Below are 21,809 nucleotides of genomic sequence, written 5' to 3' on the forward strand. Positions count from 1 at the left end.
ACGCCAACGACCCAGAAGACCCCAAACCCGAAACCTGACCCACCGACCCCATCCGGGGGGGGCCCCCCCCCCCCCCCCCCCCCCCCCGGGGGGTGGGGGGGGGGGGGGGGGGGGGGGGGGGGCCCCCCCCCCCCCTCGGCCGGTCACCGGCACACTTCGGTCTCCTGCGCCCCGCACCGAGAATCCACCCCGGAACACGCCGCACACCGTCCGCGTGTTGGCCCCCCGACAGATTGATGGCCGCCGTCGCCCGTTCGGTAACCTCTGACACGCTCTCACAACGCCTGACGACGTCGTCTGACATGGGGGACCGATGAAGGACCAGCGTGCCGCCGCGCAGTCGATTCAGGACGGACGGGCCGCCGAGGGGTTCGCCGAGCAGTTGCGGACGCTGCGCAGAGCGGTCGGAGACCCGTCGTTCCGGAAGATGGCGGCGCGATCGGGCCGGATCTCGCACACGACGTTGCACGAGGCCGCCGCGGGGACCAGGTTCCCCTCGTGGGAGACCACCCGGGAGTTCGTCCGGGCCTGCGAGGCCGACGAGGCCCAGTGGCGGCGCCGATGGGAGGCCGCGCAGGGCCCGGTGACGGACCAGGCCGGCGGGCAGGCCGATCCCGCGTCGGATGACGCCGCGTCGGCGCCGGAGGAGCAGGTCGAGGATCCACCGGCCGAGGACGGCGTCGCGGGTACGCGGCGCCGCCGGCTTCCGTGGCTCAACGCCGCCGCGGTGGTGCTGGTGGTGGCGGTGGCCGTCGTCCTGGGCGTGACCGTTCGCGGTCACTCGGCCCCCGACGACTCCGGCACCCCGTCCGCGGCACCGTCGTCGGCGGCGTCGCCGTCGGCGGCGTCGCCGTCGGCGTTCTCGGACTCGCTGATCCCCGGGGACGCGAGCAAGTTCGTCGCCGACGTCACCATCCCCGACGGTACGCAGGTGAAGGTGAACGCCCAGTTCGACAAGGTGTGGGCCCTCGCGAACGTGGGGAAGGTCGACTGGCACAACAGGTTCCTGGTGCGAATGGACCCCGCCGCCGACGGTGCCGGTTGTCGGACGCCGGATCGGGTGCCGATCGGTGACACACCGCCCGGCGAGCAGGTGATGATCCGTGTTCGGGTGACCGCGCCGAGCCGCCCCGGCAAGTGCTGGGTCAGTTGGAAGATGGTCGACGAGACCGGGCGGGAGTACTTCCCCACCCGCCGGCCGGTGTACTTCATGGTCACCGTGACCGCCTGAGCCCTCGAGCGGCCGTCCGGACGCGAACGCCGGTGTCAGGTGCGGGCCCGACCCAAACTGACAACACCACGTTCGCCGAGGTCAATGACGGCCTGACGGATCTGACAGGACACCGGGGGTACCGAACAGCGGGGCACTTCTCGCAGGGTGATGTCGAACCGAGAACGACTCACCAACAAAGAGGAGGACCCATCTTGCGCCGTCCCTGGTTGACCGTCGGGCTCGCCGCGCTCTGCGTGGCCGTCGGCGTCCCGACCCACGCGGCATCCGGCGCCACCGCGCAGCGGACCGTCGCGACAGCCGCGCGGCCCGTCGTGGACATGGAGGCCACCGTCCTGGCCGCCCAGATCGACCCCCGCCGGGCGGACAACACCCTGACCCCGGGTGCGAAGAGTTCCGTGCTCGCCGTCGAGCAGGCGCTCCAGGCCAGGAATCTGCTGGACGCGCAGTGGGTCGACGGCTACTTCGGCACCGTGACCATCACGGCGTACGCGGCCTACCAGCGCTCGCTCGGCTACACCGGCCTGGCCGCGAACGGGCTGCCGGGCACGACGTCGCTGACGAAGCTCGGGCTGAACCGCTTCACAGTCGGCAACACGATCGGACCGGGCGCGAAGGTCCCGCGTGACGGGTACCTCGTCAATGCCCGTACCCAGGCGATGCTGACCGAGGCGCAGCGTCTGCTCGGTCGTACCCTGCTGCTCGAACAGGGTTCGTACAACCCTGGGGGTGACCCGACCTCGGCCGGCACGCACGACGGCGGGGGTGTGGTGGACATCGCGGTGGCCGGCATGACCGCGGCCCGGCGCACCGCTGTGGTCCGGGCGCTCCGACAGGTCGGCTTCGCCGCCTGGGTCCGTGACCCGAGTCAGGGTGACTGGCCGTGGCACATCCACGCCACGGCGATCAACGACACGGACCTGTCCAGCCAGGCGCAGCACCAGGTCGGCGACTACTACCTCGGCATGAACGGCCTGGCCAACCGTGGCCCGGACGACGGCCCCCGGATCCCGATCCAGACCTGGGAGCAGTACCAGCGCGGGCAGTGACCCGCACCCCTAACACCGTTCCGGAAAGGACACCATGAACATCCGCAAGAGTCTCGCCGCCGCCGGCGTCGTGCTGGCCGCGAGCACCTCGATCCTCAGCCTCGCATCGCCCGCGTCGGCGGCGGCCCGCGACGGGGTCTGCGACAGCGGCGAGTTCTGCTACTACTACAACAGCGACAACGCGGGATCGATCTCGGACTTCACCGGGTCGCTCGACGACTACGGCACCGAGCAGCCCTCGTGCTACGACTTCAAGGGCGCTGGCGCCGGCAAGGGCCTGTGCATCAAGAACGAGGCCGCCTCGGTCTGGAACCGCAGCACGAAGACCGTACGCGTCTACTACAACAGCGGCTACGCCGGTTCTTACCAGGACTTCGCCGCCGGCGCGAAGGCCAACCTCAACGCCACGCTGAAGAACAACAACGCCTCGCACCAGTTCTCGCCGTCGGCGCGCACGAACCTGTCGTACGCCCTGTACCAGGCCAGCGGCGGCTCGGTCACGTGCGGCTTCGACGGTTACACCACCACGCCCGGGCGGCACGAGGGCATCGACATCGCTCGCAGCGTCGGCTCGGACGTGCACGCGGTGGTCTCCGGGACCGTCATCTACGTCGCGCGGGGCAGCACCGGCAGCGGCGGCCTGTCCACGATCTCCGTCTACAACTCCTCGCTGAACAAGACGGTGATCTACCTGCACACCGCGCCGAAGTCCGGGGTGAGCGTGGGCGACGCCATCAGCAAGGGCGAGATCATCGCCGACGAGTCGTGGCACGGGGTGTCCTCCAGCTCGGGCGCGCACACCCACGTCGAGGTCCGGGCCGGCCGGCAGACCCACGCGGCCGTCAGCGTCGGTGACCCCACCCTGGACAACGCCGACCCGACCGCGTTCTGGAACTCCCAGGGCTACAACGAGAAGTAGGACGCTGTGAATATTCGCAAGGGCCTCGCCATCGTCGGCGCCGTCCTCGCCATGTGCACCTCCATCCTGAGTGTCGCGTCGCCGGCATCGGCTGCCGCACGGGACGGAGCCTGCGACAGCGGCGAGTTCTGCTACTACTACAACAGCAACCAGGCCGGCTCGGTCTCCGACTTCACCGACTCCCTGGACGACTACGGCACGACCCAGCCGTCCTGCTACGACTTCAAGGGCGCGGGCGCCGGCAAGGGCCTGTGCGTGAAGAACAACGCGGCGTCGGTGTGGAACCGGACCGGCAAGACCGTGCGGGTCTACTTCAACAGCAACTTCGCCGGTTCTTACCAGGACTTCGCGGCCGGTGCGACTGGCAACCTCAACGCCACGCTGAAGAACAACAACGCCTCGCACGAGCTGCTGAGCGGGTCGACGGGCTGCAGCACCGACGGCACCAACACCAAGCTGCCGAGCACCATCCTCGTCTACCGGGTCGGTCTCGGTCGCGTCGACCGGGTCGACTTCAAGACGTACGTCAAGAACGTCCTCCCGAACGAGTGGATCACGAGCTGGCCGCGAGCCTCGCTGGAGGCCGGCGCCGTGGCAGTCAAGAGCTACGGCTGGTACTGGGCGCTGCACTCGACCCGGAAGACCTCCGGCGGCCAGTGCTACGACGTCCGGGACGACACCGGCGACCAGGTCTACCGGCCGTCGTCGGCGCAGGCGTCGACGTCCGCCGCGGTCGACAGCACCTGGTCGACCCGGATGACGCGCAGCGGCAACATCCTGCAGGCCCACTACTGTGCGACCACGACGGCGTGCGGTGGCTGGGTGGACGGGGACTGGCTGTCGCAGTACGGCTCGCGTGACCAGGCGAACGCGGGCAAGAGCTACCAGACGATCCTGCGCTACTACTACCGCGACGTGGTCGTCTCCTGACGTTCCGCGTCAACCGAACCATCCTCGGGCTCTGCCTGAGCGGGTCCGCCGGGCTCGACGAAGCGCCCCGTCCACATCTGGACGGGGCGCTTCATCGTGTCAGCCGAGGTCCGTGCCGGACACCGGGCGGAACTTGTCGGCGCTCGACTCCGGGGCGGCCACCTCGATCCGGGGCGACCGGTCCGGTGGAAGGTGGGCGAGGTCGGCGATCACGACCACGTCCACCTCACCGTCGACCATCTTCTGCTCGACCCTCTCCCACGCTGCCCGCATGATCCCGTTCAACCGGTAGTCATGTCGGCGGAGGTGGTGAAGGCATGTCGCGATGGCGTGCTCCGACGGCTCGATGTCGGCGGGTACCCAGATAACGGCCAGTTCCATGATTATCTCCTGATCAACGCAGTGGACGCGGATGGAAGATCAGGAGCTGCCGCGGCGGCGGGGGACCCCGCTCCACGGGCCGACTGGCGGCGTGGCTGTCGAAGGGGACGACGGCGCGCCCCCGGTGCAGCGGTGCGACGCGTGGTGGCCCGTCGGTCGCCGACGACGTCTGGTCGAGCCCTCCGACACCGGTGCCGACGGATGCGGACACGTGTGCCGGCGCCAGCGCCGGTTGACCGGGGAAGGGCCCGGCCGGAGGGGGCGGCGCCGGAAGCGGAGTGGTCATCGTGACAGGCGTTCGAGCCGGCGCGCGACCGATGGCGGGGAGGCCGGCGCGGGACGCCCTCGCTGTCAGCTGTGTCTGCGGTGCTTGTCGGGTGGGACGTGCGGCCGGCGAGTCCGCGGTGGACGGGACGGGCGCGGTGGGAGGCGGAGCGGGGTGTCGCGCACGGGGTGGTCGAGTTGGCGCGGCCGTCGAAGGTTCGACCGATGGCTTCGGTGCGGCGGTGGCCGTCGGCAGGGGCAGGGGAATGGCCGTCGGCACCGGCAGCGGGAGGACCGTCGGCACCGGCAGGGGGATCGCGGTCGGCAGGGGCAGGTCGACGCCCAGTGGCCTCTCGACCACGTCGTGCAGCAGCGCCCCGACGATCCCCGGTGCGGTGGCGTCGGCCGCCGCTGAGCCGGTCGACGGCGACGGCGACGGGCCGGCGTACGCGGGCTCCGCGCCCAGGGCGGCACCGAGCGCTGCCGCCCCCAGCGCGGCCGCCCCGAACGCCGCAGCGCCGAGCGCGGTCGGCGGCGGACGCCGCTCCGGCCGCCTCACGCGCTCCCACCCATGCCGGACTGTTGCCCCCCGACACCTCGCGCTACACCTGTCGCGGGCCGGCGTGCCGACACCGCGTCGGTCCGGCTGCGCCGCGCGCGACCGGCACGTGGACCCCGCTCCACACCCCCTGCCGTTCGCGGGGCAGGTGACCTGGACTGTGAGCGATAACAAGACCTCCGCCCGGTGCGCTCAGCGCGTCGAGGAGGGACGGATCATCGACCCGTTTCGGCGCGGACGTCGACAGGTAACGATGAGACGGGCAGCGCGAACCGATTCGGCCGGGTGGCTATGTGGCCGGCTCGTTACGTCTTGACGAACAGCATGTTATCGCTCACTCTCGATGCAGAGGTCGGCGGCGTCGGTGGCTCACCGGGCGAGTCCCGCGGTCGCGCCTCGAAGAAGCACGGCGTCCCCGGGCAGCGGACGTCGTTCAGGACTCGCGTGGTTACCGGCGAGCGCCGGCCAGGCCGCGTGTGCCGGTGCGAGGTGCCCAGGATGACCGTCCCGGATTCCTTGGCTCACACCGGCACCAGCCGTCGGGGCCAGTTCGTCCTGAGTGACGTGGCACATCACCCCACCGATGCAACCACTGAGAAGGAACGACATGAGACCCAAGAAAGCTCTGCTGGCGACGGCGACCCTCGCTGTCGCACTGACCGCGGGTATGACTGTGGCGCTCGCGCCCATGGCCAGCGCCGGAACGACGTTGAGGGCGTCGGCGGCCGAGAAGGGCCGCTACTTCGGTGCCGCCGTCGCGACGGGCAAGCTCTCCAACAGCCAGTACACCGGCATCCTCAACAGCGAGTTCAACAGCGTCACCCCCGAGAACGAGATGAAGTGGGACGCCACCGAGCGGTCCCAGGGTCAGTTCAGCTACACCGGTGGTGACCGCCTCGTCAGTCACGCGCAGGCCAACGGCATGAGCGTCCGGGGGCACGCGCTGTTGTGGCATGCCCAGCAGCCGCCGTGGGCGCAGGGCATGTCCGGCACCGCGCTGCGCAACGCCGCGATCAACCACGTCACCCAGGTCGCCACCCACTTCCGGGGCAAGATCTACGCCTGGGACGTGGTGAACGAGGCGTTCGCCGACGGTGGCAGCGGCGGACGGCGCGACTCGAACCTGCAGCGCACCGGCAACGACTGGATCGAGGCGGCGTTCCGCGCCGCCCGCGCCGCCGACCCGGGCGCGAAGCTCTGCTACAACGACTACAACACCGACGGGATCAACGCGAAGTCCACGGGCATCTACAACATGGTGCGCGACTTCAAGTCCCGCGGCGTCCCGATCGACTGCGTCGGCTTCCAGTCCCACCTGGGCACCACGTTGGCCAGCGACTACCAGGCCAACCTGCAGCGCTTCGCCGACCTCGGCGTCGACGTGCAGATCACCGAGCTCGACGTGATGACCGGCTCCAACCAGGCCAACATCTACGGCGCGGTCACCCGTGCCTGCATGGCCGTCGCACGCTGCGCCGGCATCACCACCTGGGGCGTCCGGGACAGCGACTCGTGGCGCGGCAGCGACAACGCGCTGCTGTTCGACGGGTCGGGCAACAAGAAGGCGGCGTACACCTCGGTCCTCAACGCCCTCAACGGGGGCAGCACCAACCCCACCACGCCCCCGCCGGGCACGGGGGTGGACACCACCGCCTGGTACGTCCTGGTGAACCGCAACAGCGGCAAGGCGCTCGACGTGTACGAGCGGTCGACCACCGACGGCGCCCGGATCGACCAGTGGGCCCGTAACGACGGAGCGTGGCAGCAGTGGCAGTTCGTGGACTCCGGCAGTGGCTACTACCGGCTGAAGTCCCGTAACTCCGGCAAGGTGCTGGACGTCTCCAACCGCTCCACCGCCGACTCCGCGCCGGTCGTGCAGTGGAGCGACGCCAACGGCACCAACCAGCAGTTCCGGCTGGCCGAGTCCTCTGGCGGCTACCAGCGCCTGATCAACCGCAACAGCGGCAAGGCCGTCGAGGTGCAGGGCGCGTCCACCGCCGACGGCGGCAACATCGTGCAGTACGCCGACTGGGGCGGCACCAACCAGCAGTGGCAACTGGTCCGAGTCGGGTAATCTCCTGACCCGCTGAACCGGCAGCGCGGTGGCGCGGACGCACCTCGTCCGCGCCACCGTCGCCGCTGACCGTGACGCGCGTCGGTACCCGGCCGTTGAACCCGGTGCCTGCGCATCCACGTTTCGGACTGCGGATGGACAAGGCCAGCACTATTGGAGAGCATCTATTTCATGATTATCCGGTCCGCCACCCCGCCACCGACCACGGAGAGCGTGCCGCCCGAGCCGACCTCCGGCGACCGGCCGCCGGCCGATTGGGGTCGATGGCGCTGGGCCCGATCCGAATGGACGGTGGCGGTACTGGCGAGCCTGCTGGTGGCGGCGGTGCTGACCTGGCCGACACTGCGGCATCCCGCGAGCACGATCCCCGGCGACCTGGGTGACCCGCTGTTGCAGGCGTGGCAGGTCGCCTGGTCGGGGCACGCCCTGCTCAGCAACCCGGCCGACCTCTGGAACTCCAACACGTTCTACCCCGAGAAATACACGTACGCCTACAGCGACACCCTGCTCGGCTACGCGCCGATCGGGCTGCTCGGCTCCGGCTTCGAGGCCGCCGTGATCCGGTACAACGTGCTGTACGTGCTGCTGCACGCGTTGGCGTCCCTCGGGGCGTACGCCCTGGCGCGGCAGCTCGGTGCGAACCGGTGGGGCAGCGCGGTCGCCGCGGTCGCGTGGGCGTACGCGCCCTGGCGGTTGGCGCACTCCGGGCACCTGAACATCCTGTCGAGCGCCGGAATCGCGCTGTCCCTGGCCATGCTGGCCCGTGGTCACGGCTGGTCGCTGCGTCACGGGTACCGGCCGGAGCTGCGACGGCCCGGCTGGGCGTTGGCCGGGTGGCTGGTCGCCGCCTGGCAGGTCAGTCTCGGCTTCGGCATCGGCCTGCCGCTCGTGTACTTCCTGCTGGCCACGGTTCTGGTGGCGGCGGGTTGCTACGGCTGGTCCTGGTGGAGGCGGCGGGAGCGCCCGCCGTTCGGCCGGCGGCTGCTGCTCGCCGACCTGCTCGGTGGGGGTGCGTTCGGCGCGGTGACGCTGCTGCTGGGCATGGTCTACCTGCGGGTCGTCGACCTCAACCCGCAGGCCGAGCGGACGCTGGACTGGACGAAGATGTTCTCGCCTCCGCTCCTCGGCTTCGTCACCGCGCCGGCCGATTCGTGGTTGTGGGGCGAGCGACACGCCGCCGCACGCGAACAGCTGTCCTGGCCGCCGGAGATGGCGCTGCTGCCGGGCATGATGCTGATCGGGCTGGCCGCCGCGGGGCTGTTCCTCTCGGCGTATCCCATCCGGCACCGCGTCGCGCTGGGGCTCGGCGTGCTCGGCACGGTGCTGCTGGGCCTGGGCGCCACGCTCGGCGGTGACGGCGATCCGGGGTACCTGACCCTGTCCACGCTCCTGCCGGGTTGGGACGCGTTGCGTACCCCCGGGCGGATGATGCACTGGACGAGCCTGCTGCTGGCGGTGTTGGCCGCCGGAGCGGTGACGGCGTTGGCCGAATCGCTGCGCGAGTCCTCACCCCGCCAGTGGACGCGGATCCTCACGCCGTTGGTCCTGCTGGTGCCGTTGACAGTGGTCACCCTGGAGGGCGTCAACCGGACACCCCACCCGACCGTGCCGCAGCCGCCGGCCGCGATGAGCACGGTGCAGGACCCGATCCTGGTGCTGCCGGCCGGCGGGCTGGGCGATCTGGCGTACATGTTGTGGACGACCGACGGGTTCCCCCGGGTGACAAACGGTCTGGCCGGGTTCGAGCCGGTGAGCCAGGCGCAGACCCGGACGGCTGTGGCGTCGTTCCCCGATGCGGGCAGCGTGGCGTACCTGCGGGGCATAGGCGTGCGGTCGGTGCTGGTCGTACCGAGCCGCGCCGCGGGGACGCCGTGGGACGGCATCGCGGCCCGGCCCTTCGACGGGTTGGGCATCACCCGGGAGGATCTCGATGGCACGCTGGTCTACCACCTCTGACCGTGCCGGCGCCGGGTGGGCCGGCGTCGGTGGCTGCCCGCGTACGGGCCGGGTGGGGTGACGACTGTGCGATTGTCCGTCGTGGTGCCCTGCTTCAACGAGGAAGAGTCGGTGGAGCGGTTGCACGAGACCGTGTGTGCCGCCCTCGCCGAGCTGCCCGACGTGGACGTCGAGGTGGTGTACGTCGACGACGGCAGCGAGGACGGCACCCTCGCGGCGCTGCGTCGGCTCGCCGCCGCCGACCCCACAGTCTGCTACACGTCGCTGAGCCGCAACTTCGGCAAGGAGGCGGCGATGCTCGCCGGGTTGCAGCGGGCCACCGGCGACGCGGTCGTCATCATGGACGCCGACCTGCAGCATCCGCCGCGTCTGCTGCCCGAGATGGTGCTGCTGTACCAGCAGGGCTTCGACCAGGTGATCGCGCGCCGGGACCGGCGCGGTGACCGGTTCGTGCGGATGGTCGCCTCGCGGTCCTTCTATCGCATGATCAACTGGTGGATCGACGTGCGCCTGCAGGACGGGGCGGGCGACTTCCGTCTGCTGTCCCGCCTCGCCGTGGACGCGATCCTGGCGATGCCGGAATACAACAGGTTCTCCAAGGGACTGTTCTCCTGGATCGGCTTCCGGACGGCGGTGGTGGCCCACCCCAACGAGACCCGGCAGTCGGGGCGGAGCAGGTGGACGTTCGGCAAGCTCTTCAACTACGCGTTCGACGGCCTGCTGTCGTTCAACAACAGGCCACTGCGCCTGGCGATCTACGGTGGAATGTTCCTCACCCTCATCGCACTGGTCTACATGGCCTGGGTGGTCGCGGACGCCGTCGAGAAGGGCATCGACGTCCCCGGCTACACCACCATCATCGTCAGCGTGATCGGGCTCGGCGGCATCCAGATGACGATCCTGGGCGTGATCGGGGAGTACATCGGCCGGATCTACTACGAGACCAAGCGGCGACCGCACTATCTGGTGCAGGAGACCGAGCACCTGCTCGCGGAGACCGGCGAGGCGCCGCGGCTGTCGGTCCCACCCGCGCCACGCGCGACCGTACGGGGCCAGCGGACGGTACCGGCCCGCGAGGAAGCCTTCCGCCGGCCCTCGGCGCCCCGCCGGCAGGAGGTCGACGACCGCGACCCGAGCTGACACCGGGCCGGCGGGTGTCGGCCGTCCCGCCGGGATGGCCTTGCTCAGCGACCGCAGGAGCGGCACGCGCCGCGGGTGCGCAGGTGGTAGTCGGCGGACGCGGCGAGCAGGCCGAGCCCCAGGAGGAGGTACGCCGACATGGCCACCCAGAGGAACGCGTCGGAGAACTCACTCTCGGATCCCGATGCCACCTGTGTCAGCCCCATGCCGAAGTAGGCCACGATGCCGGCTCCGAGCCCGAAGCCCGGCACCAGCAACAACCGTCGGGGGATCGTGCGGCCGGCGAGCAGTGGCACCCAGCGCGGCCAGACCTCACCCCAGTGCCCCACCAGTGCCAGCGGCAACAGCGCCCCGGCCAGCACGAGTCCGATCTCCAACCCGATCATCGAGGCGTCCCGCGTGAGGCCGTCGGGGTCCACCACGACCTGGGCCGCGAACCGGGTCACGAGGCCGGCCACCGAGACGTACGCGGCCCAGCGTGCCCACGGCGCCGGTACCGAGCGCCGTCGACCGGGTGCGATGGTGCGGCAGCAGTCCGGACAGTCGCCCCGGGTGCGCCGCTGATAGCGGGCGGTGGTCAGGCCGAGCAGGGCCGCTCCGGTGACGCACCCGAGCCGACTCGCGAACGCCACCGGGTCGAACGACGGGCCGGGAGCGAACAGCAGGAGACTCACCAGTTCCGGCAGCAGGATCGCGGCCGCCGCGACCAGCGCCCCGCCGAGGGTCCACGCGAATCCCGCCAGTACCGGCCGCCAGGTCGTCGCCCGGGCCAGCGCCACCGCCACCGCGCCGGTGCCCAGGCACAGGCCCACCGACCACCAGCCGGTGAAACCGAGCAGGTCGGACCCGAACGGCGGGAACTCCGGCGCCTCGCCGACCGTCCACGCCAGACGTAGTCCGCCGTAGGCCACGGCCCAGGCGAGGACTGCGTAGGCCAGGTCGCTACCCCTGCCGCGCGCTGCCGATGTCGTCATGCGTCCGATCCTCGCGGGGCGCCGGCAAAAGCGGTCCCCTCCGGTCGGGGAGGTCGATCCCCGCCGGGAGGGAGTCGCAGTGGCGCGACGCGGTCGGGGACCTCGTACTCCGACGTCGGCGCGGTGGTGGTCCCACGCGTTGACGCGGTGGGGCGTGGGGGTGGGCACGATCGCGCACACCCCCACGCCACGTCGACACGGTCAGAGAGTGAACACGAGGGTGGAGATGCTGCGGGCGCCGACGTTGATGGTGGCCTGTCCTCCGTTGACGCTCGTCGGCTGGCTGGCCGCGTTGACGTTCTGCGAGGTGAGGTAGTACTCGGCCTTGCTGACGTTCTGCGGCGCCTGGATCACGGCGTTGTTGACCGCGCTGTTCGACCGGTTGAGGATCACCAGCGTGATCTTCCCGTCACCCTGGTAGGCGGTGACCTCCAGCGGCGAGGCCTTGGAACTCTTGGTCAGCGCGACGCGCTGGTAGCCGGGCCGCACGTACTTCGCGTACTGCGAGAACGCGTACCCGCGCTTGAGCGGAGCGCCCGCCGTGGTGCCGTAGGCCGCCTCGCCGTCGCCGATGAAGGAGTAGTAGCGCTTGCCGTACCACCAGATGTAGGCGCTCCAGTTGGCCTCCATCGACTTGTGCACCGTACGCATGATGTCGTCGAGCGTCTCGTCCCAGACGGCCTGGTTGGCGGGGTTGCCCCAGATGTTGGAGCCGCTGCCGTCCGCCTCGTGGTAGTTCCACTCCGTCATCCACACGGGCTTGTTGTACTGCTGGGCCAACGGGTACGGCTTCAGCCGGCCCGAGTCCTCGGTGCCGTACAGGTGGCCGCCGATGTAGCCGATGTTGTTCCGGGCGGTCGCGTCGTTCAGGGTCGGATCGGTGTAGCCGTAGTTCAGGTTGACCGCCTCGGCGACCATCAGCTTGCTGTTCTGCACCTTCGTGCCCTGATCGCGGACGAAGGTGCGCAGCTCGGTGCCGCTCCAGTCCATCGAGTCGTAGTCGGGGTGCCAGTCCGGCTCGTTCTGCACCGATGTGACGTCGATGGTGACGCCCTGGCCACGCATGTACTGGACGTAGCTGTTCAGATGGTTCGCGTAGTCGTCGTAGTAGTCGGTCTTCAACTTGCCGCCGCCGGTTCGGCTGTTGTTGGTCTTCCACGCGGCCGGCGCCGTCCAGGGCGAGGCGAGGATCTTGACGTTCGACCCGTACGACTTCGCCGTCTGCAACGAGCTCACGTGGGTCGCCCATTCGCTGGACACCGGCGAGAGGCCGGTGCGAACGATGGACAGACCGAGCTGGTTGGGGCCCATCCCGACCAGCGTCTGGGTGTCGGTCGTCGACCAGGCGCTGCCCCAGATCGACTGCGCGGCCCCGAATCCGTCGACCGTCTGGTACCGGGTGGCGCCGTTCACCGTGATGTCCGCGGGCCCGGTGGGCGGCGGGGTGGTGGGGGGTGGCGTGGTCGGGGGTGGCGTGGTCGGCGGCGGTGTCGTCGGTGGTGGCGTGGTGGGCGGCGGGGTGGTCGGCGTCGTGTCGCCGGTGCAGGTCACACCGTTCAGCGCGAAGCTGGCCGGTTCGGGGTTGCTGCTCGTCCACGAGCCGTTGAACCCGAACGACGCCGTGCCGTTGGTGGGGATGGCCCCGTTGTAGCTGACGTTCTTGGCGGTGACCGCGGCGCCGCTCTGGGTCAGAGTCGTGTTCCACGCCTGCGTGACCGTCTGGCCGGCGCTGTAGGACCAGGTCAGCGTCCAGCTGCCGACCGCGTCGCCGAGATTGGTGATGGTGACGTTCGCGCCGAAGCCACCCTGCCACTGCGACGACACGGCGTAGTTCACCGAACAACCCGCGGCGGCGGCTCCGGCCGGTGCGGCCAGGGCGACCGCCGTCGATGCCAGTAGGACGGCGCCGGCCGACACCAGGGCGGCGTTGGTCACTCTTCGTTTTCTCATTCGGACTTCTCCTGAGGTGGTGGTGGCGGCCGTCGACCGCCAGCCCTCATCAAGGGCGAGGGATCACCGGGGGAGCGCCGGTGTGGCGACCGGGACGTCGGCACCGGACCGAGCCGCGTGTCGCCGGTCGCGGATGCGGGAGCGGCGGCATGACGGCGATGGTGCGGCGAACGGCCCGGCGGGACTGCGGCACCCTCCTCTGCCGGCCGGCCCATGGATCGGACCGGCCTCGCTGCTCATTCGCAGGCTCGCGGGTGAGTGCCGCACGGCGAGCGCACGAAACAGTTTCTCGTTGCCCGGAATTTATTTCGTCGAGTGGTGCGTGTCAATGCCTCGCGGGTTGCCCGCCCGCTCGGACGAGGCGCGGGACGTCGTCGGCGGCACCGGTCCGGCTGGCTCCGCGGTCAGGCGAACGTGGCCAGGCGAACGTGGTCAGGCGAACGTGGTGAGGCGGGGCGCTGACCCGGGTCGGTGGCCCCCCGTCTGACCGACGTCTGCAAAAAACCTGCAAACGCCAGCCCTTGCCGAAAGGGAAACCGCTTTCCTACGATTGCGTTACGTCGATGTTTCCTCCCCCGAGCCGGGCGGCGCGTGTCGGGATACGCCTCCGGTGGACGTGCCGCTTGGGCAGCGGTTTCGCCGCGCACGCCAGGGCGACGAAGGTTTCGGCGATTGGCGAGCAATTTGTTGCCGTCAATGCACAGTGATCGACCTGACTCGCGTCCCCGAGGAGGGTCGGCGCGTCGATCGCCGCTGCCGTCGGCACATCGAAACGACGATGAAGGAGACGCGAGATGAGACGACCAGTCGCACTGCGACTTCAGGCGGCGGTGGTTACGGCCGCTGTCGGGGTCGCGGTCGGGGTGACACTGTCCACCCCGCACGCGTCGGCGGCGGCCGGCGCCGCCACCGGCTACGCCACCCAGAACGGCGGGACCACCGGCGGCGCGGGCGGGCAGACGGTACGGGCCAGCACGGGCACCGCGATCCACGCCGCGCTCTGCGGACGCGCCAGCAGCAGCACCCCGATCACCATCGAGGTCACGGGGACGATCAACCACGGCAACACCAGCAAGGTGTCGGGATCCAGTTGTAACACCGCCGACGGCGTGATCGAGCTCAAGCAGATCAGCAACGTCACCATCATCGGGGTCGGCAGCGGAGCGGTCTTCGACCAGTTGGGCATCCACCTCCGGGACTCCAGCAACATCATCATTCAGAACGTGACGGTCCGGAACGTCAAGAAGTCGGGTTCGCCGACCTCCAACGGTGGAGACGCCATCGGCATGGAGAGCACGGTGCGCAACGTCTGGGTCGATCACGTCACCCTGGAGGCGTCCGGCGGGGAGTCGGAGGGCTACGACGGCCTCTTCGACATGAAGGACAACACCCAGTACGTGACCCTGTCGTACAGCATCCTGCGCAACTCCGGTCGTGGCGGACTCATCGGGTCCAGCGAGAGCGACCTCTCCAACGGGTTCGTCACCTTCCACCACAACCTCTACGAGAACATCGACTCCCGTGCGCCGTTGCTGCGCGGCGGCATCGCGCACATCTACAACAACCACTACGTCAGCCTGCACGAGTCCGGCATCAACTCCCGGGCCGGCGCCCGAGCCAAGGTGGAGAACAACTACTTCCGTAACTCGAAGGACGTCCTGGGCACCTTCTACACCAACGAGCGCGGCTACTGGCAGGTCAGCGGCAACACCTTCGACAACGTCACCTGGTCCAGCGCCGGCAGCGAGAACTACCCCGCCGGCCCCAACCCGACGTCCACCACCACGGTCAGCATCCCGTACGCGTACCGCCTCGACGCGGCGAGTTGCGTGCCGGACGTCGTCCGTCAGACGGCCGGCCCCAATACCGGCCTGCGGGTCTCCGACGGCAGTTGCTCGCCGCAGACGCCGCCACCGACCACTGCGCCACCGACCACCGCGCCGCCCACCACGCCTCCGCCGACCAGCGGGACCAACCTCAGTCTGGGCGCCGGCGCCGACGGCTCCAGCAAGGCGAGCGGGACCAGTTACGGCAACGTGCGCGACGGCGACAACAGCACCTGGTGGTCGCCGGTCGGGTCGACCGGGTCCATCTCGATCAAGTGGGGGTCCGCCACCCGGGTGTCCCGGGTGATCATCCGGGAGCCCTCCGGGACCCAGGGCTCCATCGGTGCCTGGCAGCTCGTCAACCACGACACGGGCGCCGTCCTGGCCTCCGGCAGCGGCGCGGGTGCGATCACCTTCTCCGCGACGGCACTGAGCAAGATCACCTTCAAGATCAACAGCTCGAGCGGTACGCCGCGGGTCGGCGAGTTCGAGACGTACGCCTCCTGACGACCGGGACGGGCGGGGGCGGCAAGGGCCGCTCCCGCCCGACGCGTCGGTCCACGAAGGACGCCCGCACGGGTCGCGGCAATCGCGCTCGCGAGCGGTTCGCCGGCTGTTAGCGTACGGCAATGTCCGCAGCTCAAGAGGGTACCCAGGCGGGCGATGGCGGTCCCGCGGTGACCGACGCGGGTCGCCTGGCGGCATTCAGCGACGGTGTGTTCGCCATCGTCATCACCCTGCTGGTGTTGGATCTGCGGGTCCCGGAGTTCCACGAGGGTGGGTTGGCCGAGGGGCTCCTCGGGGAGGGCCCATCCTATCTGGCCTTCGTCGTGTCGTTCATCTATGTCGGCGTCCTCTGGCTGAACCATCACGCGGTGCTCCAGCTGGTCCGGGGCACCACACCCGCCTTCAGCTCCATCAATCTCGCCATCCTCTTCGGCGTGGTGATCATCCCGTTCCCGACCGCCGTCCTGGCGTCGGCGCTGGCCGACGGCAACACCGACGACCTGCGCGTGGCTGTCGTCCTGTACGCGTTCGCCGCATCGCTGATGTCCGCGCCCTGGTGGGTGCTCTTCGCCTACGTGCGCCGCCACCCGGCGCTGCGCGCCGAAACGGTCGACCAGGAGCAGGTCCGGGTCCAGGAGGCACGTCCGATCGTCGGCCTGGTCCTCTACGGCCTGACCGGGGTGCTCGGCTGGTTGGTGACCCCACTGCTCGGCCTGATCGGCGTGGTCGTGATGATCATCTTCCACGGCGCCACCAGTCAGGGCCTCCGCCACCGGCTGTGGTGGCGCGGGCGGAACGCCCACCCGCGCTGATCCACCCGGCGCTCCGCCGGACCCGATTCGCGCAGGTCACGACCCTGCGGCTATCTTTCTGGCTTCGCTGGAGATCGTCCGGGGGAGGGCCATGAACACCATCGCCGATCGAATGGCGACGGCGTACGACGACGCCATCGAGGATCTGTGCGGGGCAACTCCGCAGGGCTGGTACGCGAAGCGGGGCACTGCCCGCGGCGCGGTGACCCACGCGGGCGCGGCGACGTTGAACGTCGCCTACGACCTGTCGCCGGAGCCGGATCTGGAGTCGCTGGACGAGCTGGCGGCCGAGGTGGGCCGGCAGGTGCCTGTGTGGTCGGTCATGACCCGGGCCGCGGCGGACGGCGCGGTTGCCGATCTCGCCGGCCGGCACGGGCTCCGGGAACGCAGTGAGCTGCCGCTGCTGGGCTGCACGGCGGACGAGTTGGTCTTCCGGGCCGACCCGGCGCGGCGCGAGCTGGTGCGGCGGGTCGGCGCGGCCGAGAGTGATCGGTACACGGACGTCCTCACCAGGGGGTTCGAGGTCCCGGACGGTCTGTTCGGATCGCTGATGGGCGGCGATGTGCTCGACGCCGAGCGCATCGTCGGTTACCTGTGCGAGGAGGACGGTCAGCCGGTCGGAACCGGGCTCGGCATGTGGACCCGGGGTGTGGTCGGCGTGTTCAACATCGCTGTCGTTCCGGGTGCGCGGGGTCGCGGTCTGGGTCGCGTGCTCACCGAGGAGGTGCTGCGCGACGGCGTCGCGGCCGGAGCGGATGCGGCGTACCTGCAGTCCAGCGCGCTCGGCCGGCCGTTGTACGAGTCGATGGGTTTCCGCCTCCTGGAGAACTGGACCGCCTTCCATGCCTGACGGTGGGCGGAGGCGGCCCGGGCAACGGCGGGAACACCGCGCCGACGCGACCGGGCACGACACACGAGAGGGCGCCATCCGTGAGCTTCAGTGACGACGTCCGTTCGGCCTTCCGGCGTGGCGAGACGGACACGGTGGTGCGGATGAGCACCGCCGAGATCGAGCGGGCCCGGGCGGTCGGCGATGCGGCGGGCGAGGTGGAGGCCCGGTACAGCCTGGCCCGGGTGGCGATTCGTGGCGGTGACCTGCCGCTCGGTGAGACGCGGGCCCGGGAGGCACTCGACGTCGCGGTGCGCTCCGGTGATCGCGCGTTGGAGGAACGGCCGCGGCACGTGTTGGCAGCGGTGGCGCGGATGGCAGGCGACCTGGCGCGGGCGCGGGACCTGTACCGGGAGAGCATCGCGCTGAACGAGGCTCTGGGCCAGCCGGAGATCGTCAACTCGGAGACGCACAACCTGGCCTTCTGCGAGCTGGGTCTCGGCAACCTCGCCGAGGCGAGGAGGTTGTTCGGGGTCAGCCGTGCCCGCGTGTTCCTCCAGGGGTGGGACGATTTCGTGCCGTACGTCTGTGTGGCCGGCGCGGCCCTCGCCTCGGCCGAGGGTGATCACGCGCGGGCGGCGCGCATGGTCGGCCTCGCCGACGCGGCGTTCGCGGCGCTGGGCCAGGTGCCGGACCCGGACGACGCGGCCGACCTCGCCGTGGTGCGGGACGCCGCGACCGAGGCGCTCGGCCCGGACGGTTTCGCGACCGAGCACGAGCGGGGCCACCGTCTCGATCCCCGTACCGCTTTCGACGACTGAGACATCCGCGCCCGGACCGCGGCTGCGGGCGCGTCACTTCCCGTGGGCCAGCGCCCTTCGCCGCAACCCCCGCCCTGCCTTGAATGGAAAGTTACTCGTCTAGCCGTTCCTGCCGGCTCGCGCGGTGGCGACGGCTCGGCCCCGCTCGGATGCGGGAAAGCGGTCGAGCATCGCGCGCACCTCGTCGGCGCTCACGTTCGCGCCGAACAATTCGCTGCCCGGTTCGAGTCGTACCCCCTCGGCCAGGGGTCCGGCGACGACCGGGTCGAAGCCGAGGGCGTCCACCAGGGACGCGACCGGGGCGAGGTCCGTCTCGTCGTCACCGGCGATCGCGATGGCCTTGCGGCCGGCCGCGCCGGACGGCCGCGCCTCGTCCTCGAGGTCGTGGTAGCCCATGTGGTTGAACGCCTTGACGACCCGCGAGCCGGACAGGAACGCCTGGACGATCTCGCTGGACGAGGTGCGCGGGTCGGTCAGGTCGTCGCGGATGCCGTCCACCTCCCACCAGTAGTTCATGGCGTCGATGACGAGCTTGCCGCGCAGCGTCTCGGCGGGGAGCGCCCGGTACTTGCCCAGCGGGAGGGCGAGGATGACGATGTCGGCGTCGGCCACGGCGTCGGTGGCGGTGGTCGCCACCGCTCCGGGCGTGAGCACCTCGATGGTCAGCGCGATCTTCGCCGGGTCACCGGAGCCGGCGACGAGCACCCGGTGGCCGGCGGCGAGCGCGAGCCGGGCGAGTACGGTGCCCACCTTGCCTGCGCCGAGGATGGCGAGGGTCCGGGGTGGGTCGGGGGCGCTGTCGAACATGTCGTCCTTTCCAGGGTGTCGGCCGGCTGGTCAGCCGGCCAGGATGTCGCGGACCATGGGGATCACCCGGGCGCCGTACAGCTCCACGGCGCGCATGCGGGCGCTCACGGGCTGCGCGCCGGCGGTGTAGATGAGGTCGAACCGACCGACCCCCAGGCTGCGGATGGCCTTCGCCATCCGGCGGGCCACCGTCTCCGGCGAGCCGATGTAGAGCGAGCCGTGCTCGACCTCGGAGTCGAACTCCGTACGGCGGATCGGTGGCCAGCCCCGCAGCGCGCCGATCCGGTCCCGCATGACCCGGTAGTGCGGCCAGAACAGCTCCTTGGCCTCCTCGTCGGTGTCGGCGACGAAGCCGGGAGAGTGCATCCCGACCGGGTACGCGGTGGTGCCGAGCTGGTCGGCCGCCCGACGGTAGAGGTCGATGTAGGGCGCGAAACGCTCGGGAGCGCCGCCGATGATGGCGAGCATGAGCGGCAGGCCGTACCGGGCGGTGCGTACCACCGACTGTGGTGAGCCGCCCACGCCCACCCAGGTGGTGAGGTGCCCCGACTCCGTCTTGGGGAAGACGTCGGCGTCGGTGAGCGGCGCGCGGGTGGTGCCGCTCCAGGTGACCGGCTGCTCGTCGAGCAGCTTCGCGAACAGCTCGATCCGCTCCTCGAACAGCACGTCGTAGTCGGCCAGGTCGTAGCCGAACAGGGGGAAGGACTCGGTGAACGAGCCCCGGCCGAGGATGACCTCGGCCCGGCCGTGTGACAGCGCGTCGACAGTGGCGAAACGCTGGAACACCCGGATCGGGTCGTCCGAGCTCAGCACCGTCACGCCGGAGGACAGCCGGATCCGCGAGGTACGGGTGGCGATGCCCGCCAGCACCGTCTCCGGCGTCGAGACCGAGTACTCCGGACGGTGGTGCTCGCCGAGGGCGATGACGTCGACGCCGAGGTCGTCGGCCAGCACCGCCTCGTCGACGACCTGCCGGATCGCGGCGGCGTGCGACACGGGCCTGCCGGAGTCGTCCTCCGGTACGTCACCGAAGGTGTCGAGGCCGAACACGAGATCAGACATTGGTGGGCTCCTTCGCCAACAGCTCCCGGACCCGCGGCGCGACCTCGCTGCCCAGCAGCTCGATGGTGCGCGCCCGTGCCTCGCGAGGCAGGTGCATGATGTCGTACTTCAGGTCGAACCGACTCAGCCGCAGGTCGCGGGCCATAGTGGCGATCTTGCGGGCGACCGTCTCCGGTGAGCCCACGAACAGCGCCCCGTGGTCGATCTCGGCCTCGTAGCGCGCGCGGTCCGGTTTGTAGAAGCCGCGCTCCTCGGCGAGCCGCGCCACGGTCGGCTGCCAGTACCGCCACCAGGTCTCCACCGCCTCCTCGTCGGTGTCCGCGACGAGGCCGAGCGAGTGCTGACCGACCGGTTGCGTCGGCTGCCCGAACTGTTCGAGCGCCTGGTGGTAGAGGTCGACGTGGCCGGCGAAACGCTGGGGACGCCCCCCGATGATCGCGAGCAGGAGAGGAAGCCCGTGACGGGCGGCGCGGACCACCGAGTTGGGGCTCCCGCCGACGCCGATCCAGGTCGGAATTCCACCCGGTCGCATCCGTGGATGCAGTCGCTGGGCGACCAGGGGACTGCGCACCGTCCCGGACCAGGTGACCGTCTCCTCGCGCTGGAGCCGTAGGAAGAGGTCCAGCTTCTCCTCGAACAACCGCTCGTAGTCCGCCAGGTCGTAGCCGAACAGCGGGAACGACTCGGTGGCCGATGCCCGACCGAGGACCAGTTGGGCCCGGCCGTCGCTCACCGCGTCGAGGGTGGCGAACTCGTGGTAGAGCCGTACCGGATCGTTCGTGCTGAGCACCGTGACCGAGGTGCCGAGGCGGATCCGCTCGGTCGCCGTCGCGATCGCCGCGAGCAGGACGGGTGTGGCCGAGTCGTTGTGGCCCTCCCGGTAGTGCTCACCCAGGCTGAACACGTCGAGCCCTACCGACTCCGCGAGCCGGGCCTCGTCCACGAGCAGTCGTACGGTCTCGGCGTCGCTCAGGGTCCGGTCGCCGTCGGTGGCCACCTCGCCGAACGAGTTGAGCCCCAGTTCGAAGCTTTCCGCCGTCATGTCTCCTCCTCGGCGATCCTCGCCGCCAACCACTGGGAAGCTCGGTTGACGTGTCAATCATGCTAACCTGCTGATTGACGCGTCAATTCCCCGGGAGATTCGCATGGCGAACGCCACACCCGAGCGGCGGAGGGGCCGCCAGCTGCCGACCGCGGAGGAGCTGCGGATCTGGCGAGACTTCGTCGAGACGACGGAGGTGCTCACCTCCCGGGTCGCCGCACGCCTCCAGGTCGACTCTTCCCTCTCGTCGGGGGACTACGCCGTCCTGCTCGCACTCACCGAGGCGCCGGGCCAGCGGATGCGCTCGTCCGCCCTGGCCGCACACATCGGCTGGGAACGGAGCCGGCTCTCACACCACCTGGGGCGGATGGAACGGCGCGGGCTCATTCGTCGCGAGGAGTGCGCGACAGTGCCCCGTGGGGCGGAGGTGCACCTCACGCCGAGCGGGGCGGAGGCGTTCGCGCAGGCGACCTACCCGCACCTGCGCGCCATCCGCGAGCTGTTCGTCGACGCTCTTGCACCGGATCAGCTCCGCGCGGCCGGCGACATCGCGGCGACGCTGCGCGAGCACCTCGGACCGCGCCCCGAGGAGTAGGCCGGGTCGGCATGCGACGCTGCCCAGCGGGTACGCGGCTGCGGCCCCACACCCCAGCCGCGCAGCCGGAGGAGCACCGAC

The 21,809-nt window shown here is 70.4% G+C and carries 19 protein-coding genes; 12 read left to right on the top strand and 7 right to left on the bottom strand.

Annotated features, from left to right (window positions below):
* The first annotated feature begins 313 nt into the window (after nucleotides 1–313).
* The 4 genes from ACGFIE_RS33010 (at nucleotide 314) to ACGFIE_RS33025 (ending at nucleotide 4,129) form a co-directional block, all read left to right on the top strand.
* Nucleotides 314–1,231, top strand: coding sequence for an NBR1-Ig-like domain-containing protein (locus ACGFIE_RS33010; RefSeq protein ID WP_393302334.1), 918 nt, complete (start codon nucleotides 314–316; stop codon nucleotides 1,229–1,231).
* Between the two features lie 194 nt (nucleotides 1,232–1,425).
* Nucleotides 1,426–2,280 (top strand): peptidoglycan-binding protein, encoded by an 855-nt coding sequence (locus ACGFIE_RS33015; RefSeq protein ID WP_393302337.1) that lies wholly within the window; start codon nucleotides 1,426–1,428, stop codon nucleotides 2,278–2,280.
* Between the two features lie 34 nt (nucleotides 2,281–2,314).
* The gene (locus tag ACGFIE_RS33020; RefSeq protein ID WP_393302340.1) at nucleotides 2,315–3,199 is read left to right on the top strand and encodes a peptidase inhibitor family I36 protein; all 885 of its coding nucleotides are present in this window, start codon (nucleotides 2,315–2,317) and stop codon (nucleotides 3,197–3,199) included.
* A gap of 6 nt (nucleotides 3,200–3,205) precedes the next feature.
* Nucleotides 3,206–4,129 carry a SpoIID/LytB domain-containing protein gene (locus ACGFIE_RS33025; protein ID WP_393302343.1) on the top strand — a complete coding sequence of 308 codons (924 nt, stop codon included), beginning with the start codon at nucleotides 3,206–3,208 and terminating at the stop codon, nucleotides 4,127–4,129.
* Between the two features lie 99 nt (nucleotides 4,130–4,228).
* Here ACGFIE_RS33025 and ACGFIE_RS33030 read toward each other — a convergent pair whose 3' ends face one another.
* Together ACGFIE_RS33030 and ACGFIE_RS33035 are read right to left on the bottom strand one after the other, a co-directional pair.
* The gene (locus tag ACGFIE_RS33030; protein WP_393302346.1) at nucleotides 4,229–4,510 is read right to left on the bottom strand and encodes a hypothetical protein; all 282 of its coding nucleotides are present in this window, start codon (nucleotides 4,508–4,510) and stop codon (nucleotides 4,229–4,231) included.
* A 13-nt stretch (nucleotides 4,511–4,523) separates the two neighbouring features.
* A complete protein-coding gene (locus ACGFIE_RS33035) occupies nucleotides 4,524–5,333 on the bottom strand; it encodes a hypothetical protein (protein ID WP_393302348.1) in 810 nt (269 codons plus the stop codon).
* Nucleotides 5,334–5,940: 607 nt separating this feature from the next.
* On the opposite strand from ACGFIE_RS33035, the gene ACGFIE_RS33040 reads away from it, so the two are divergent.
* The 3 genes from ACGFIE_RS33040 (at nucleotide 5,941) to ACGFIE_RS33050 (ending at nucleotide 10,503) form a co-directional block, all read left to right on the top strand.
* The gene (locus ACGFIE_RS33040) at nucleotides 5,941–7,407 is read left to right on the top strand and encodes an endo-1,4-beta-xylanase (RefSeq protein WP_363684009.1); all 1,467 of its coding nucleotides are present in this window, start codon (nucleotides 5,941–5,943) and stop codon (nucleotides 7,405–7,407) included.
* A 171-nt stretch (nucleotides 7,408–7,578) separates the two neighbouring features.
* Nucleotides 7,579–9,363 (top strand): hypothetical protein, encoded by a 1,785-nt coding sequence (locus tag ACGFIE_RS33045; RefSeq protein WP_393302351.1) that lies wholly within the window; start codon nucleotides 7,579–7,581, stop codon nucleotides 9,361–9,363.
* 57 nt (nucleotides 9,364–9,420) lie between these two features.
* Nucleotides 9,421–10,503, top strand: coding sequence for a glycosyltransferase family 2 protein (locus tag ACGFIE_RS33050; RefSeq protein WP_393302354.1), 1,083 nt, complete (start codon nucleotides 9,421–9,423; stop codon nucleotides 10,501–10,503).
* A gap of 44 nt (nucleotides 10,504–10,547) precedes the next feature.
* Here the strand turns inward: ACGFIE_RS33050 and ACGFIE_RS33055 are convergent, their stop codons facing one another.
* Nucleotides 10,548–11,477, bottom strand: a complete 930-nt coding sequence (locus tag ACGFIE_RS33055) for a hypothetical protein (RefSeq protein ID WP_393302357.1) — start codon at nucleotides 11,475–11,477, stop codon at nucleotides 10,548–10,550.
* A gap of 201 nt (nucleotides 11,478–11,678) precedes the next feature.
* The gene (locus ACGFIE_RS33060; protein ID WP_393302360.1) at nucleotides 11,679–13,427 is read right to left on the bottom strand and encodes a cellulose binding domain-containing protein; all 1,749 of its coding nucleotides are present in this window, start codon (nucleotides 13,425–13,427) and stop codon (nucleotides 11,679–11,681) included.
* A gap of 794 nt (nucleotides 13,428–14,221) precedes the next feature.
* On the opposite strand from ACGFIE_RS33060, the gene ACGFIE_RS33065 reads away from it, so the two are divergent.
* The 4 genes from ACGFIE_RS33065 to ACGFIE_RS33080 all read left to right on the top strand — a co-directional run bounded on the left by ACGFIE_RS33065 (nucleotide 14,222) and on the right by ACGFIE_RS33080 (nucleotide 18,222).
* A complete protein-coding gene (locus ACGFIE_RS33065) occupies nucleotides 14,222–15,760 on the top strand; it encodes a polysaccharide lyase family 1 protein (protein ID WP_393302363.1) in 1,539 nt (512 codons plus the stop codon).
* Nucleotides 15,761–15,882: 122 nt separating this feature from the next.
* Complete coding sequence (locus tag ACGFIE_RS33070; protein ID WP_393302366.1) at nucleotides 15,883–16,572, top strand: TMEM175 family protein; 690 nt, start codon at nucleotides 15,883–15,885, stop codon at nucleotides 16,570–16,572.
* A 91-nt stretch (nucleotides 16,573–16,663) separates the two neighbouring features.
* Nucleotides 16,664–17,422, top strand: a complete 759-nt coding sequence (locus ACGFIE_RS33075) for a GNAT family N-acetyltransferase (protein WP_393302368.1) — start codon at nucleotides 16,664–16,666, stop codon at nucleotides 17,420–17,422.
* 80 nt (nucleotides 17,423–17,502) lie between these two features.
* Nucleotides 17,503–18,222 carry a tetratricopeptide repeat protein gene (locus tag ACGFIE_RS33080; protein ID WP_393302371.1) on the top strand — a complete coding sequence of 240 codons (720 nt, stop codon included), beginning with the start codon at nucleotides 17,503–17,505 and terminating at the stop codon, nucleotides 18,220–18,222.
* A 99-nt stretch (nucleotides 18,223–18,321) separates the two neighbouring features.
* On the opposite strand, the gene ACGFIE_RS33085 is transcribed toward ACGFIE_RS33080, so the two are convergent.
* The 3 genes from ACGFIE_RS33085 to ACGFIE_RS33095 are packed head-to-tail and all read right to left on the bottom strand — an operon-like array spanning nucleotide 18,322 to nucleotide 21,133.
* On the bottom strand, nucleotides 18,322–19,029 hold the full coding sequence (locus ACGFIE_RS33085) for an NADPH-dependent F420 reductase (protein WP_393302374.1): 708 nt from the start codon (nucleotides 19,027–19,029) through the stop codon (nucleotides 18,322–18,324).
* Between the two features lie 30 nt (nucleotides 19,030–19,059).
* Nucleotides 19,060–20,091, bottom strand: a complete 1,032-nt coding sequence (locus ACGFIE_RS33090; protein WP_393302377.1) for an LLM class flavin-dependent oxidoreductase — start codon at nucleotides 20,089–20,091, stop codon at nucleotides 19,060–19,062.
* A complete protein-coding gene (locus ACGFIE_RS33095) occupies nucleotides 20,084–21,133 on the bottom strand; it encodes an LLM class flavin-dependent oxidoreductase (RefSeq protein ID WP_393302379.1) in 1,050 nt (349 codons plus the stop codon). The genes ACGFIE_RS33090 and ACGFIE_RS33095 overlap by 8 nt, the downstream gene beginning before the upstream one ends.
* 103 nt (nucleotides 21,134–21,236) lie before the next feature.
* Between ACGFIE_RS33095 and ACGFIE_RS33100 the strand changes: the two genes are divergently transcribed.
* Nucleotides 21,237–21,728, top strand: coding sequence for a MarR family winged helix-turn-helix transcriptional regulator (locus ACGFIE_RS33100; protein WP_393302382.1), 492 nt, complete (start codon nucleotides 21,237–21,239; stop codon nucleotides 21,726–21,728).
* Nucleotides 21,729–21,809: the final 81 nt, after the last annotated feature.

The sequence above is a fragment of the Micromonospora sp. NPDC049275 genome (genome assembly GCF_043197115.1).
In the GTDB taxonomy this organism is placed as follows: domain Bacteria; phylum Actinomycetota; class Actinomycetes; order Mycobacteriales; family Micromonosporaceae; genus Micromonospora.

Coding starts and splice junctions, on each gene's coding strand:
- ACGFIE_RS33010 (WP_393302334.1), top strand. CDS start 314: ATGAAGGACCAGCGTGCCGCCGCGCAGTCGATTCAGGACGGACGGGCC.
- ACGFIE_RS33020 (WP_393302340.1), top strand. CDS start 2,315: ATGAACATCCGCAAGAGTCTCGCCGCCGCCGGCGTCGTGCTGGCCGCG.
- ACGFIE_RS33030 (WP_393302346.1), bottom strand. CDS start 4,510: ATGGAACTGGCCGTTATCTGGGTACCCGCCGACATCGAGCCGTCGGAG.
- ACGFIE_RS33040 (WP_363684009.1), top strand. CDS start 5,941: ATGAGACCCAAGAAAGCTCTGCTGGCGACGGCGACCCTCGCTGTCGCA.
- ACGFIE_RS33045 (WP_393302351.1), top strand. CDS start 7,579: ATGATTATCCGGTCCGCCACCCCGCCACCGACCACGGAGAGCGTGCCG.
- ACGFIE_RS33055 (WP_393302357.1), bottom strand. CDS start 11,477: ATGACGACATCGGCAGCGCGCGGCAGGGGTAGCGACCTGGCCTACGCA.
- ACGFIE_RS33060 (WP_393302360.1), bottom strand. CDS start 13,427: ATGAGAAAACGAAGAGTGACCAACGCCGCCCTGGTGTCGGCCGGCGCC.
- ACGFIE_RS33065 (WP_393302363.1), top strand. CDS start 14,222: ATGAGACGACCAGTCGCACTGCGACTTCAGGCGGCGGTGGTTACGGCC.
- ACGFIE_RS33070 (WP_393302366.1), top strand. CDS start 15,883: ATGTCCGCAGCTCAAGAGGGTACCCAGGCGGGCGATGGCGGTCCCGCG.
- ACGFIE_RS33075 (WP_393302368.1), top strand. CDS start 16,664: ATGAACACCATCGCCGATCGAATGGCGACGGCGTACGACGACGCCATC.
- ACGFIE_RS33085 (WP_393302374.1), bottom strand. CDS start 19,029: ATGTTCGACAGCGCCCCCGACCCACCCCGGACCCTCGCCATCCTCGGC.
- ACGFIE_RS33090 (WP_393302377.1), bottom strand. CDS start 20,091: ATGTCTGATCTCGTGTTCGGCCTCGACACCTTCGGTGACGTACCGGAG.
- ACGFIE_RS33095 (WP_393302379.1), bottom strand. CDS start 21,133: ATGACGGCGGAAAGCTTCGAACTGGGGCTCAACTCGTTCGGCGAGGTG.
- ACGFIE_RS33100 (WP_393302382.1), top strand. CDS start 21,237: ATGGCGAACGCCACACCCGAGCGGCGGAGGGGCCGCCAGCTGCCGACC.